The following is a 13,980-nucleotide window of genomic DNA, read 5'->3' as shown; positions in this document are numbered from 1 at the left end:
TTAGTCGATCCCGTATTCCTTCAGCAGCTGCTGGTAGCGCTTCTCCACCTCGTCCGCCGGGCTGGGGTCGTGGCGGTAGGGCGCCGGGGCCGACGGGGCGGGGATCACGGACGGGTTGACCTGCTGAGGCGTTGTGTGCTCCTCCTGCGATTCCTCCGCGCTGTTGTCCAGGTAGGCCTCGTCCTGCTCGATCAGGAAGAGCCGCGGCCCACGCGGGTCCTCGTCCGCAGCCTCATAGCTTCCGCCGTGGTAGGGACACTTGGCCGTGGGGGCCTTGCCGCTCGGGAAGTAGAGAGGGACCGCCGGACAGCCGCCCGCAGCCAGGTAGCCGGAGTTCCTGCAGATGGAAACCCTCGTGACCTCCGCCCAGTCGGGGGCGTTGGCGAAGCTCGATGGGGTCTTCTGCTCCTTGACCGCATAGGCCATGAAGGCCTGCCAGGCGGGAGCGGCCATCGTGCCGCCGAAGCCCTTGCGCCCCATGGAGGTGTGGTCGTCGTTGCCGACGTAGACCGCCGTCGTCAGGCCCGGCGTTCCTCCGACGAACCAGGCGTCGATGAAGTCGTTGGAGGTTCCCGTCTTGCCAAAGGTGTCCACGTTGGGGACGCGCGCCCTGGTGCCCGTTCCTGCGCGGACCGCGTCCTGGAGCATGGAGCGGATCGTGTAGGCGGTGGACGGGCGCATGGCCTGCGACAGCTGGGGGGAGCGCGTTTCAAGGACGTTGCCCTCGTTGTCGCGGATCTCGCGGATCGTCAGGGGCGTCACCCGCTTGCCCCCATTGTTGAAGCAGTTGAAGGCCACGGCCATCTCAAGCGGCGTCAGGCTGGCGGCTCCCAGGGCTACGGACAGGTCGCTCGGCAGGTGTTTGGTCTCGATCCCCGCGCTACGTGCCATCTTCACGACGTTCTCCGTTCCGATGTAGGCAGCCACGCGGACGGCCACCGTGTTGAAGGAGCTGGAGAGGGCCTTTTGCAGCGTCACTTCCCCCGCGTACTTACCGCTCGAGTTCTTGGGCGACCAACCGCGTCCGTTCCCTCCGCGCCCCCCGAAGGTGATCGGTGCGTCCATGAAGTGGTCGCTCGGCATGATGTCCTCCTCCAGCGCGGCGGCGTAGACGATGGGCTTGAAGCTTGAGCCGGGCTGGCGAAAGGCCTGCGTTGCCCGGTTGAACTTGCTGGTCTTGAAGTCCTTGCCGCCCACCAGAGCCAGGACCTCTCCCGTGTCGGCCGCGAGACAGACGAGGGCTCCCATGGTGGGCAGGGAGTTGACGGCCTCCCGCGCCTTGTTCTGAAGATCGAGGTCCAGCGTCGTGTAGATGTGCATGCCGCCGCTGTAGACCTCGTCCTTGCCGTACTTCGGCAGGAGGTCGTTGAAGAGCAGGTGGGAGACGAAGTAAGGGGCCAGGTTGAACTCCTCGATGCGGTTGGGCTTTCTGGCGAACTTCAGCTCCTCGGCGTAGGCCTGTTGGCGCTGTTCCGCGCTGATCCATCCGAGGAGCTCCATCCGGCTCAGGACATAATTCTGGCGCGCCTTTGCGTTGGCGAGGTTGCTCAGGGGGTTGTACCGCCCCGGGTTGGCGATGAGCCCTGCCAGGATGCTGGACTGCGCGATGTCCAGCTCTGAGGCGGACTTCCCGAAGTAGGTGCGCGCCGCGATCTCCGCGCCCCAGGCGCCGCGGCCGAAGTTGATGGTGTTCAGGTAGAGCTCCAGCAGCTTGTCCTTGGAGAAGAGCTTTTCCATGCGCATGGCGATGATGATCTCCTTCGCCTTGCGCGTGACGCTCTTCTCGTGGGAGAGGAAGAGGTTCCGCGCCAACTGCTGGGTGATCGTGCTGGCGCCCTGCACCTTGCCGTGTTCCACGAGGTCGATCCAGAGGGCCCGGAGGATGGAGCCGATGCGGATGCCTCCGTGCTGGTAGAAGGCGGAGTCCTCTGCGGCCAGCACGGCCTTCACGAGCCACGGGGAAACCTGATGCAGCTCAAGGGGGGTACGGTTCTCGATGAACAGGCGTGCGATGACCTTGTTGTTGCGGTCGTAGAGGATGGAGGCCACGCTGCTTTTGGGGTTGGCCACCTCCACCATGCTGGGGAGGTCCGCCGAAATCTTCACGATGTACCACGCCACCACTGCGCTGACGGCTCCGATGCCGACGAGGAGGAGCAGGATCAGCGTCATAAAGAGGAGCTTCAAGATTGAAAAAGACGACCTCTTCTTTTTCTTCCCCTTCTTTTTGGGGGGCTGAGGGGCGGCCCGGCCGTAGAGGATATCCTCCGGGCGGCGTCGGTCGCCGTCGCGGTAGGAGCCGTAGCGGGGTCCCTCGAATGAGTTCTTCATCGGTACACGGTCCTCCTGACTGAATCTTCGACGGTTCTGTTCCGCGGGGATGCCACGGGCCGTCTTCAATTTATTATCTCATTTTCAGGCCCGTTGTGCACAGAGAAATGGCGTGATCTAAGGAAGCGCTGATTAATCTTCAAAAGTTGTTGAAAGCAATCAAGGAGCATCAAACAAAGGGTATCCTTCAGCGCTTCCTTAAAATTTTAAAATGGGGCTACGACCCCCCTTCGGGGAGCCTTCCGGCAGCCGTTCGCTGGCGTTCACGGGCCGTCAGTCCCAATCCCAACGCGCTTCGCGCGGCCTGATGAAGTTCCAGGCACTGAAGGGAGTCCATACGGTTGACGGTTCTTAACGACTTAATCAGTGTTTCCCTAAGGCGATTTAGGAAACGCTGGCCGCGCCCCTGCGGTTCCGAAAGGGGGGCGAGGTGCGCTATAATGAAACGGCAGCCTGCCGCCGCGCCCTTGAGGGGCCGGCGCCTCTGTCGAGGAAGGGCTGAGTTGGGGAGGCGTTTCTCTTGCGGATTCGCGATGCGGACAAGGTGACGGCGTTCATAGAGCAGTGGATGAAGGAGCAGGTGGTCGGGGCCGGGGCGCGGGGGATCGCGGTGGGCCTTTCGGGCGGCGTCGATTCCGCCGTGGCGGCCGCCCTGGGCCGCAGGGCCTTCGGGCGGGACATGCTGGCCGTCATCATGCCCTGCCACAGCCTTCCCGGCGACGCGGCGGACGCCCTTCTCGTGGCCGAGGCGCTCGACATCCCCCACAAGACGGTGAACCTCACCGCCGCTTACGACGCGCTGGTCCTGGCGATGAAAGGAGCGGGCGTGGAGCCGACGAGGGAAGCGGGGGCAAACCTCAAGGCGCGGCTACGCATGAGCACGCTCTACGCAGCGGCCCAGACGCTGTCGCTGCTCGTCTGCGGGACCAGCAACCGCTCGGAGTACGAAACGGGGTACTTCACGAAGTTCGGGGACTCGGCGGCGGACCTGCTGCCCCTGGCGGACCTCCTGAAGTGTGAGGTGCGCGCCGCAGCCCGCGCCCTGGGCGTCCCGGAGCGCATCGTCGCCAAGGCCCCCAGCGCCGGCTTCTGGGAGGGACAGACGGACGAGGGGGACATGGGCTTCACCTACGACGACCTGGACCGCTACCTGAGCGACGGGACGACACGGGACGAACCCTTCCGGGAGCGTGTCGAGGCCATGAGGCGCAGGAGCGGGCACAAGCGCCTGCCGGTCCCGATCTGCGTGCCGCGCGTCTGAGGCGACGCGGGCTGAACCGACGCCCTGGGACTGGATATACGGCAGGTTATAAGATAAAATTTAACCCTTATAAGGAGCCGGCCCCCTTGAGAGCTTGAGGGCGGGCTGGGGTTCAGGATGAAATTCTTTCGATGAGGTGATCTTTTTGTCAGGGCATTCCAAGTGGGCTAACATCAAGCACCGCAAGGCGGCGCAGGACGCCAAGCGGGGCAACCTTTTTCAGAAGCTGGTGCGGGCGATCATCATCGCGGCGAAGGAGGGCGGCGGTGACCCCGGCATGAACATGCGGCTCAAGACGGCGATCGAACGGGCCAAGGCCGTCAGCGTCCCTCAGGACAACATCACCCGCGCCATCAAGAGGGGCACGGGCGAGCTGGGCGACGTGACCTACGAGGAACTGCTCTACGAGGCCTACGGGCCCAGCGGCATCGCGGTGCTCGTCTCCGTGCTGACGGACAACCGGAACCGCACGACGCCCGAAATCCGCGCGCTCCTGACCCGCAACGGCGGACAGATGGGCGAGTCCGGCAGCGTCGCCTGGATGTTCGACCGCAGGGGCGTCGTTGAGGTGAAGGGCGAGGGGCTGGACGAGGACGCCCTGATGACCTGCGGTCTGGACGCCGGCATGACGGACATGGAGCCGTCGGGGGAGGGGTACACGCTCTACTGCGAGCCTGCGGAGCTGGACGCGCTCCACGCGGCCCTTGAGAAGGCGGGCTACGTCGTGGAGAACGCAGAGGTTTCCATGATCGCCAAGACGCCCGTCGAGGTGTCGGAGGTGGAGGCCGCGCGCAAGGCAGCGCGCCTGATCGACGTCTTGGAGGAGCACGACGACGTCCAGAACGTCTACTCGAACCTCGATATCCCGGACGAGGTCGCCGCTCAGCTGGACGCGGAGTGATGGCGCCGTCGGGCGAGAGGGTCTGTCTTGGGGTAGACCCTGGCCTGGCGCGGGTGGGGTACGGCGCCGTCGCCCGGAGCGGCTCGCGCTTTCGAGCCCTGGACTACGGGTGCATTGAAACCAGCCCGAAGCTGTCCTTCATGCAGCGCATCCTGCAGATCTATGCCAAGTTGGGGGAACAGCTTGAACGCTGCGCCCCCGCTTTTATGTCCGTGGAGCGCCTCTTCTTCGGCCACAACGCCACGACGGCGGAGTTCGTCTGGCAGGCGCGGGGCGTGGTGATGCTCCTGGCGGCCCAGCGGGGCCTGCCGGTCGTCGAGCCGAAGCCGAACCAGATCAAGCTGGCCGTCTGCGGCACGGGGGGGGCGGACAAGCAGCAGGTCCAGCGGATGACCCAGCGCTTCCTGGGGCTTGACCGGGTCCCTTCGCCGGACGACACGGCGGACGCCCTGGCGGCCGCCATCACCGGCTTCGCGCTCATGCGGGACGCGGAACTGAGGACGGTCGGGGCATGAGGTCGGGGAACCATAGGCCACTGGTCGGACGCCTCCTGAAGGTTGGGTCATGATCCGGTCCCTGACGGGCGTCGTCCTCGGCGTTTCGGAGATGTCGGTCCTGCTGGATGTGAACGGGCTTGGATTCGACCTCCTCTGCACGCGGGCCGCCGCCGCGCTGTGCTCTGCCGGGCAGAGGGTGAGGCTCACGACCTACCTCCAGATATCAGAAGCTGGCGCGGCGCTTTACGGATTTGCCTCGGAGCGCGAGCGGGAGCTCTTTCTGAAGGTCGTGGCGATCAAGGGCGTCGGTGGCAGGACGGGGATGGCCATCCTCTCCGCGCTCTCGGTGGACGAGGTGCTGCGGGCCGTTTCCCTGGCGGACGTCGCGACCTTCACCCGTGCGCCGGGCGTTGGGAAGAAGACGGCGGAGCGGCTGTGCTTCGAGCTGCGGTCCCTCCTGCCTGACGGGCTGATCCAGTCCGCAGCCCAGGGGGAGAGTGCACCGAGCCGGACCGCCGACACGGTGGCGGAGGCCCTCGTGGGGCTGGGCTTTACGCAGGCGGATGCGGCCTCCGTCCTGGCGCTGCTGCGCGCCGCTCAGGGGGAGGCGTTTGACGGGCTGGATGCGGAAACGCTCTTGAAGCTCGCCCTGAGAGAACTGCACAGAGGAGGCCGTTAGCGATGTCCGAGGACGCGAGAACCCCCATCGAGGCGGAGGACGAGGGGCGTTTTTTCTCCTCTCCGCGCGCTGCGGAGGACGCCACCGTCCGCCCGCGCGCTCTTGTGGACTTCATCGGCCAGGAGAGGGTGCGCGAGAAGCTGCGCATCTATATCGACGCGGCCCGGGGCCGGGGCGAACCCTTGGACCACGTCCTCTTCTATGGCCCTCCCGGTCTGGGCAAGACGACGCTGGCGGAGATCATCGCCCAGGAGATGGGAGGGCAGCTTCGCAAGACGACCGGCCCGGCCCTGGAGCGGGCCGGGGACCTTGCCGCCATCGTTTCCAACCTTGAGGCCAACGACGTCCTCTTCATCGACGAGATCCACAGCATGCCGCGCCAGGTGGAGGAGATCCTCTACCCCGCTATGGAGGATTTTGAGCTGCACATCGTCGTGGGCAAGGGCCCCCTGGCCAAGACCATCGGCCTCGCCCTGCCGCGCTTCACGCTCTGCGGGGCCACCACGCGGCTGGGCCTTCTGACCTCGCCCCTGAGGGCGCGCTTCGGCATCGTGGAGCAGCTTTCACTCTACACGGAGCAGGAGCTGGCCCGCATCGTCCTGCGGGCCGCCGGGGTGCTCGACATACGCATCGCGGGGGACGCCGCGGTCGAGATCGCCCGCCGGGCGCGGGGGACGCCGCGGGTGGTGCTGAAGCTTCTGAGGCGGGTCCGCGACGTGGCCGCCGTCAAGGGGACGGGAGAGATCGATGCGGACATTGCGGGCCGGGCCATGGACATGCTGGACATCGACGCGGAGGGCATGGACGAGGGGGACCGCCAGATCCTGAGAGCGGTCGTCGAGCGCTTTGACGGCGGCCCTGTAGGGCTGGGGACCATTGCGGCGGCCATCAACGAGGAACCTCAGACCATCGAGGACATCTACGAGCCCTACCTGATCCAGAAGGGGTTTCTTGAGAGGACGCCGCGGGGGCGGCGGGCCACGTCCAACGCCTACGCCTACCTTGGGTGTCCCATGAGGCGGCGGCCGGACGAGGAACTGCGCCTTCCCTTCGGGGCGGAACAGGAGGAGGACCAATGACCGGAAACGCTGTGCAGGGGGCGGGCGGGGTGTCGCCCGCCCTGACGAGGCCCCTGCGGCTGTGGGGGCTTCTGGCCCTGTTGCTTCTGGCACAGCTTCCGACGAGGGCGGAGGCGCGGGACATCTACGTCCGCCTCTCCGCCGCGGGGAGTTACACCGTGGCCTCGGACGGGGCGATGATGCTGGTGGACGGCGGAGGCAAGGCTCATCCGCTGGGGAACCCTGCAGCCCTGCGAGTCGCCGGCGGACGGCTCCTGGCCGGAAAGGCGGCCTTTGCGCTGCCGATCCGGATAACCGGCGGAGGGCTCATGCGCTTCAACAACCGGCGTTATCGGGGCGCCTTCCTGATCACGAGCCGGGGCCTTCTGAACGTTCTGGACCTGGAGGACTACCTGCGGGGGGTGCTGCCCGCCGAGGTGGGGGCCTCCTGGCCCATGGAGGCGCTGAGGGTGCAGGCGATCATCTCCCGAACCTACGCGCTGCGGCAGAGCCTGGTCCGCGCCAGCCGGGGTTATGACGTCACCGACACCGTCGCCGACCAGGTCTACAGGGGAGCGGGGGTTGAAACGGCGGCGACCAATCAGGCGGTGGCCAGCACGGAGCGCGAGATACTGACCTACGGAAGCGAGCTGGCCTTCACGCCCTTCCACTCCGACAGCGGCGGACATACGGCGAACAACGCCGACGTCTGGGGAAGGGCCCTGCCCTACCTTGCCGGCGTCCCAGAGCCCGTCGCCTACGCCTCGCCCAACGCCTCCTGGTCGGTCCGGATACCGAGGGGCAGCATCGAGGCCGCCCTGGCGAGGATCAAGGCCGGCGTCGGGGCTCTTTCGGAGGTTCGGGTCGTCAACGTCGATAAGGGCGGGCGGGCTACGGCGCTGACCTTCACCGGCAGCCGGGGAACGAGCTCGGTCAAGGCCAGCCAGTTTCGGACGGCCATAGGCCCCAACCTCCTGAAGAGCACCATGTTGACGTCACGGGCGGGGACTCCGCCCGTCGCGCCGCAGCCGCAGCCGGCGACGCCGCAGGAAAGCCGTCCCGCGCCCGTGGATGGACGGCCGCTCCCCCCCGTCCCCACGTCGAGGGACCCCATGACGTTTGCTCAGGAAAAGCGCCTGGCGCAGATGACGGCAGACGGCGTCTTTACGACGTCGGAGTTGGTGGACATGCTCTCCAACCCGAACAAGAAGAAGGGCTACTTCTACATCGGCCTTCAGCGGACGGGCGGCAGCGCGCCAGCCCTGCAGCCGGCGCGGAAGCCCGCGCCCGTCGTGCCCATTGCCCCGGTCACACCCGTGACGAGGGGCGGCGGCTTCACCGTCGCGCGGGAGGGAGACGCCTTCGTCTTCTGCGGCCGAGGCTGGGGGCACGGCGTGGGGCTTTCCCAGTGGGGAAGCCTGACGCTGGCGAAGAACGGCTGGAAGGGCGAACGCATCCTGATGCACTACTATCCGGGGACGGAGGTCAAGCGCTACCGATGACGACGATGGAACCTCTCCTGCCGCTACTCCCCGCGGATCGGACGCCGCCCCTTTCCCACGACGCGCTGTTCAGCCTGGAAACCTACGACTATCCCCTCTCCGAGGACCGCATCGCCCAGACCCCCGCGGAGCCAAGGGACTCGTCGAGGCTGCTGGCCTGGAACGTGGCCTCCGACGGGGTGCGGCACTGCCACTTTCGCGACATCCTGGATTTCTTGAGGCCGGAGGACCTGCTCGTGCTGAACGACACGCGGGTCCTTCCCGCGCGGCTCTTGGGCAGGCGCGTGCCTGGGGGTGGAGCGGCAGAGGTCCTGCTCCTCAGCCCCGCGTCGCAGGACCTGTGCTGCTGGCGGGCCCTGGTCCGACCTGGCCGGCGTCTGAGGGTCGGGGCGGAGGTGGAGGTGGGGGACCGCGCCCTCAGGGTCGAGGCCTGCGAGGACGACGGGGTGCGGTTGGTGCGCGTGGGGGAGGGGCGTCGGGACGTCTTGAGCTTCCTCGATGCCTTTGGGCACGTGCCGCTTCCCCCTTACATTCACAGCGAGGGCGACTGGCGAGAGGCTTATCAGACGGTCTTCGCCCAGCGGGACGGCTCCGTGGCGGCCCCGACGGCAAGTCTGCACTTCACCCCCGGGCTCTTGGACGCCATCGACGCGATGGGCGTCCAGCGGGCCTGGGTGACGCTCCACGTGGGGTTGGGGACGTTCCGACCGGTCAAGGCGGAGGACATCCGGGAACACGTCATCCACGAGGAGCCCTGCGAGGTTCCGGAGGCGACGGTGCGGGCCGTGCGCGAGTGCCGGCGGCGGGGAGGGCGTGTCATCGCCTCCGGGACCACCGTCGTGCGCACGCTGGAGTCCATGGCTGCCGGCGGCGGTGATATCCGTTCGGGCCTCATGGACACGGGCCTGTACATCTATCCGGGCTTCGAGTTTCAGGTGGTGGACGCCATGATCACGAACTTCCACCTTCCAAAGAGTTCCCTGCTGATGCTGGTCGCGGCCTTCGTCGCGAACCTGGGTGGCTTCGAGGGGCGGGAGGAGCGGGCGGTGGCCCGGCTGCTCTCCGTCTACAAGGCGGCGATGGAGGCGGGATACCGCTTCTTTTCCTTCGGAGATGCCATGTTCATACAGCGCTGAGGCGCTACGGCGCCGGGCCTTTGGCGCGGACAGGGCATGGATTATGAAAGTACAAGGTGCGGATGGACAATGAATCGACCGGTCAGGAAATTTCTCCCGGCGTTGGCGGTTCTCCTGCTGTGCGCCAGCGGTGCGGCCTTTTATTTCAAGGTCCCTGGTCCCCTCTGGGAGGGGCTTTTGCCCGTTCCGGAGGGGGAACTCGTCACCGTCCTGGTGACGCCGGGGACGAACGCGCGGCAGATCGCCCAGGCCTTCGAGGATCAGGGGGCCCTGGAGGGCAGCGCCGGAGACCTGGCCCGATGGATGGTCCGCTTTGGACTGGACCGGCGGATGCAGCCCGGATACTACAAGGTGGTGCGCTCCGCCCCCTGGTATGCGGCGCGGCAGCTCCGGGAGGCGCGGGCCTACCTGCTGCGGATGACCCTCATCCCCGGCGCGGACGCGTACTCGTTGCGCGAGGCCCTCTCCCTCGACGTCGCGTCGAAGGACGACGCGCTGCATCAGGCGGTCATGGACGACGCCAACTACCCCGAAGCGATGCGGGCAAAGCTGCCGGAGGACGAGTCCTCGCGTCTGGCCTTCCTTCAGCCGGAGAGCTATCCCGTGCTGGAGCGCACCCCGGCCGAACTTGTCCGGGCAGCCAGCGCCCACTGGTGGAAGCGGCTCGGCGCTGCCGCAGAGAGGATGACGAAGCAGGAGCTGCACCGGGTGGCCGTCATCGCCTCCATGGTGGAGCGGGAGGTCCTTCACGACTCCGAGGCGCCCAGGGTGGCCGGCGTGATCCAGCGCAGGCTGAAGGAGGGGATGCCGCTCCAGATCGACGCTACGGTCGTCTACGCTTGGAAACTCCAGGGCCGTCGGCTCACCAGGGTGCTGCGGAGCGACCTGGGGATCGATTCCCCCTACAACACCTATCGCGTTTCAGGGCTGCCTCCGGGGCCCATCTGCGTCCCCGGCAGCGCCGCCTGGGATGCGGCCCTCAGCCCGGAGGACGGCGGGGACTACTACTACGTAGCGGGGAAGGATGGCTACCATTACTTTGCAAAGACCTATGCGGAGCACCTGCGCAACGTGGACAGGGCGCGCTCCGGACTGTAGAAGGGGGGTATCCAGGTGGCCTCGAATTACGATGCGGAACGAGGGTCCGGCGAACAGGGTGGCCGCAGGACGGCCGCGTCCAGGGGAAACTGGGGCGAGCTGGTCATCTTGCTCCTGATCGCCGTTGACGTCTACGTCATGGCCTCCCTCTTCAACAGCTCCTGGGTCGGGCAGTCGGGGGGGCAGATCGGTGAATACCTGCGCACGGTCTGGGGCGGTGCGGTGCTGATCCCTCTTTTGTTCTTGCTGTACCTGTGCTTTGCGCGGCTCGTCCGCTTCCGTATCCCCCGGCCCCTGGGGCAGATTCTGGGGACAGCGCAGCTCTACGTTTCGCTGGCCTTCATGCTGGGCATCGCCCAATACGTGGGCTGGAACCCGACGTGGAGCTTCTTCGAGCCGGGGTCGGTGGGACGGGTCCTGGCGCGCCTCTTCGTCCTGAACTTGGGGATGCTGGGCGCTCTCCTGGCGGCGGCGGCCTCCTTCCTGCTGGCGGCCTTCTTCTTCGGCTCCCGAATCCTTGCGCTGCTCGTGGCCGCCCTGCCCGCGGGGAACTCGGAGGACCCGGAGGCGGACGCCGACTCCGGACGAGAGCCGTCCCCCCCGCCCTCATCCCCGGCCCGGCAGGCCGCCGCCCGGTCCGAGGTCTACGTCGAGCGGGTGGGGAAGGTCCACCCCCTCCACGACGCCCTGCTCTCGTCGGAAGCGCAGGTGCCGGAGGATGGGGCGCGCCTGGTGCGTCACACCTCCACCGGCGGCGTCCCCTTCGACCCCCTGACGCCGGTCACCCCGAACGGCCTCGCGGGCCGGAGCTCCGCGCCGGAGCCGCGCCGAGTGCCTCAGGGGCAGGTTGTGGACGTTCCGCCCCCTCCGGACGGTCCCTTCGTGCCCGCTGGGCCGGAGGAGGTCGAATCCCCGAGCCCGTCACCCTTCCTGCGGCAGGACACGGCCGTTCCAGCCGACGAGCCTTCTTCTCCGGCGGCTCAGGTAGTTGGCGAGGCGTCGGAGAGGGAGGCGCAAGCCGAGGCGGCGGAGTCGCCGGCCTCCGACCGTCCCCCTTCCGCGGCACCGGACAGGGCTGAGGCCCCCCGTGAAGCGCCCCGTGGCGGAGTCCCGGAAGCGGGGACCGCTCAACCCAGAAAGACGGCGGTAGAGATTCTGGACGACCTCCTTTCCTCGCTGGAGGCCGGAACCTTCTCCGTGCGTCCGGACCTGCTGAAGCCCATGGACGGCGAGGTCACGCCTCACTCGACCGAACCGCAGGAGGCGGCTCTCCAGCCAGACGGTCCGACGGAGAAGCCGGAAGAGCCGATCGCGTCGGAGGTGTCGCAAACGACGCCCCCAGTGTCGCAGGCCCCTGAGCCTCAGGCGACGGGCGCATCGGAGGTGCAGCGCGATGCCGAGCGTGACGGACGGAGCACGGCCCTTCAGGCGGAGGTGCCGGAGGTGGTGTTGCCTGAGGAGCTTGACGAGAGGCGCTCTCTGGAGGGGGTCTTTCCACCGCAGTTGGATCTCTTCGGTCCCCCGGTGGAGGATGTGGCGGACCAGAAGGCCACCGCGGCAGCGGCGGCCCAGGGCGAGGTCATCGTCGAGACGCTGAAGAACTTCGGCATCACTGCCTCCATCGCCCACATCGTGATCGGTCCGTCGGTGGTCCAGTTTCAGATCGAGCTGGCTCCCGGCACCAAGGTCAACAAGGTGGCAGGGCTGGCCAGCGACCTGACGATGGCCCTGGCCGTCGTTTCCGTCCGAGTGGAGGCCCCCATCCTGGGGCAGCACTACGTGGGCATCGAGATACCCAACTCCAAACGCCGGGGCATCCCTCTGCGGATGGCGATGGAGTCCCCGGAGTTTGCAGAGTGTCGGGCCGTGCTGCCGCTGCAGATGGGGATGCAGGTGGACTCCAGCTTCCTGGTCTGCGGCCTGGAGGACATGCCCCACCTCCTCGTGGCGGGGACCACGGGGTCGGGCAAGAGCGTATTCGTCAACGCCTGCATCCTGGGGATGTGCTCGCGCCGCACGCCGGACGAGCTGAAGCTGATCCTGGTGGACCCGAAGCACGTGGAGTTCGCCATCTACGAGGGGCTGCCCCACCTCCTGGCCCGGCCCATCTCCGACTCCCGCAAGGCCATCGACGCCCTGACCTGGGCCGTTCAGGAGATGGAGACCCGGACGGAGAACTTCGCACGGGCGCGGGTGCGCAGCCTGGCCCCCTACAACGAGAAGGTGCTGCCGAAGGACCGGTACCCGAACATCGTGGTGGTGGTGGACGAGCTGGCGGACCTCATGTACACCGCGGGCAAGGAGGTGGAGGGCCTCATCGCCCGCCTGGCCCAGAAGTCGCGCGCGGCGGGCATCCACCTGATCCTCGCCACTCAGCGCCCCTCGGTGGACGTGATCACGGGGCTGATCAAGGCGAACGTGCCCGCGCGGGTGGCCTTTGCCGTGCCGTCCCAGACGGACTCGCGCACCATCATCGACGTGGGGGGCGCCGACAAGCTGCTGGGCAAGGGGGACATGCTGTTCCGCAGCACGCGCTTCCCCCGTCCCCTTCGCCTTCAGTCGCCCTTCATCACGGAGGAGCGCACGCTGGACTTCGTGGAGTACATGAAGGACGTGTTCGGCCCGCCGGACTACATCGAGTTCGCGGACAGCAACGGAGGCGGGGGCAGCGACGGCCGCGGCGGCAACGGCGCCGTGGACGACCCCAAGATGGAGGAGGCCATCCGCACCGTGATGGAGACGGGCATCACCTCCGCCAGCGGGCTGCAGAGGCTCTTGAGCATCGGATACCCCAAGGCCGGCCGTCTCATCACCGCGATGGAGCAGTTGGGCATCGTGGGGCCCCAGACGCCGAACAGCACGAAACCCCGGCAGATACTGCTGGACGAGGAGAGCGCCTTCGAGGCGCTGGAGCGCGCCAGGACCGGAGGGATCTTCGACGAGGACTGAGCGCCGCGGCCGCGGTGAGGCTTTGTGGTATAATGTAACGGTCGGGGTTTTTATGACCCCGATAAGTGTGTTGTGTTTCAACGGTTTTAATTTTTGGGGGGAGGTTTTTTCTATGGCTAAGGCGAAAGTGGATGCTGGTACGTGCGTCGGGTGCGAGTCCTGCGTTGGGGCGTGCCCCGTTTCCGCCATCTCGATGACGGACGGACACGCGCAGGTGGACGAGGGCAAGTGCGTCGAGTGCGGCAGCTGCGTTTCGACCTGCCCGGTCAGCGCCATCTCTCAGTAGCCTGTTTGAGGCAAGGCTTCGTTCGACGGGGGAGACCCCGTCGTTTTTTTATGCCCTGTGCTTAAGTTTTTTCCCTCAGCGCCGATAAAAATAAGTGTAGTGGCTCGGCTTGCGGGGAGGTCGGGGGCGCAGCCCGCTCTCGGACTTCATCCGAACGTTTTGTTGAGGGATGTGGTACACTACATAAAGTAAGGCTTTTCGTCTTTTGTGTTTGTTCTGCGCGCTCTTTTCGGTGTGGACCAGGATGGTCTTTGGAGGCTTTTCAGAACTTTGGGAGACGGG

General features: G+C 66.8%; 11 protein-coding genes. 10 read left to right on the top strand and 1 reads right to left on the bottom strand.

From position 1 onward, the window contains the following. Window positions 1-2,331, bottom strand: a complete 2,331-nt coding sequence (locus ACO41U_RS02305) for a penicillin-binding protein 1A (RefSeq protein WP_485941319.1) — start codon at window positions 2,329-2,331, stop codon at window positions 1-3. Between the two features lie 520 nt (window positions 2,332-2,851). Between ACO41U_RS02305 and nadE the strand changes: the two genes are divergently transcribed. The 10 genes from nadE to ACO41U_RS02255 all read left to right on the top strand — a co-directional run bounded on the left by nadE (window position 2,852) and on the right by ACO41U_RS02255 (window position 13,698). After that, window positions 2,852-3,592 carry an NAD(+) synthase gene (nadE, locus tag ACO41U_RS02300; protein WP_298778491.1) on the top strand — a complete coding sequence of 247 codons (741 nt, stop codon included), beginning with the start codon at window positions 2,852-2,854 and terminating at the stop codon, window positions 3,590-3,592. Between the two features lie 145 nt (window positions 3,593-3,737). Beyond that, the gene (locus ACO41U_RS02295) at window positions 3,738-4,493 is read left to right on the top strand and encodes a YebC/PmpR family DNA-binding transcriptional regulator (protein WP_298778512.1); all 756 of its coding nucleotides are present in this window, start codon (window positions 3,738-3,740) and stop codon (window positions 4,491-4,493) included. Then, the gene (gene ruvC / locus ACO41U_RS02290; protein ID WP_298778513.1) at window positions 4,493-5,008 is read left to right on the top strand and encodes a crossover junction endodeoxyribonuclease RuvC; all 516 of its coding nucleotides are present in this window, start codon (window positions 4,493-4,495) and stop codon (window positions 5,006-5,008) included. The genes ACO41U_RS02295 and ruvC overlap by 1 nt, the downstream gene beginning before the upstream one ends. 49 nt (window positions 5,009-5,057) lie before the next feature. Then, window positions 5,058-5,669 carry a Holliday junction branch migration protein RuvA gene (gene ruvA, locus ACO41U_RS02285; protein ID WP_485941318.1) on the top strand — a complete coding sequence of 204 codons (612 nt, stop codon included), beginning with the start codon at window positions 5,058-5,060 and terminating at the stop codon, window positions 5,667-5,669. 2 nt (window positions 5,670-5,671) lie between these two features. Then, window positions 5,672-6,748 (top strand): Holliday junction branch migration DNA helicase RuvB, encoded by a 1,077-nt coding sequence (gene ruvB / locus ACO41U_RS02280; protein WP_298778496.1) that lies wholly within the window; start codon window positions 5,672-5,674, stop codon window positions 6,746-6,748. After that, window positions 6,745-8,229 carry a SpoIID/LytB domain-containing protein gene (locus ACO41U_RS02275; RefSeq protein ID WP_485941317.1) on the top strand — a complete coding sequence of 495 codons (1,485 nt, stop codon included), beginning with the start codon at window positions 6,745-6,747 and terminating at the stop codon, window positions 8,227-8,229. The genes ruvB and ACO41U_RS02275 overlap by 4 nt, the downstream gene beginning before the upstream one ends. Next, window positions 8,226-9,365, top strand: coding sequence for a tRNA preQ1(34) S-adenosylmethionine ribosyltransferase-isomerase QueA (gene queA / locus ACO41U_RS02270; protein ID WP_485941316.1), 1,140 nt, complete (start codon window positions 8,226-8,228; stop codon window positions 9,363-9,365). Before ACO41U_RS02275 ends, queA begins: the two co-directional genes overlap by 4 nt. 102 nt (window positions 9,366-9,467) lie before the next feature. Then, on the top strand, window positions 9,468-10,463 hold the full coding sequence (mltG, locus tag ACO41U_RS02265) for an endolytic transglycosylase MltG (RefSeq protein ID WP_485941315.1): 996 nt from the start codon (window positions 9,468-9,470) through the stop codon (window positions 10,461-10,463). A 15-nt stretch (window positions 10,464-10,478) separates the two neighbouring features. Beyond that, entirely contained in the window at window positions 10,479-13,412 is a 2,934-nt protein-coding gene (locus ACO41U_RS02260) for a DNA translocase FtsK (RefSeq protein ID WP_485941314.1), read from the top strand. Window positions 13,413-13,524: 112 nt separating this feature from the next. Continuing rightward, the gene (locus tag ACO41U_RS02255; protein ID WP_298778508.1) at window positions 13,525-13,698 is read left to right on the top strand and encodes a DUF362 domain-containing protein; all 174 of its coding nucleotides are present in this window, start codon (window positions 13,525-13,527) and stop codon (window positions 13,696-13,698) included. Window positions 13,699-13,980 lie beyond the last annotated feature (282 nt).

The sequence above is a fragment of the Fretibacterium sp. genome (assembly GCF_057312375.1).
Note: the sequence above shows the minus strand (reverse complement) of the source record. Positions and strands in the feature narration are given on the sequence as shown.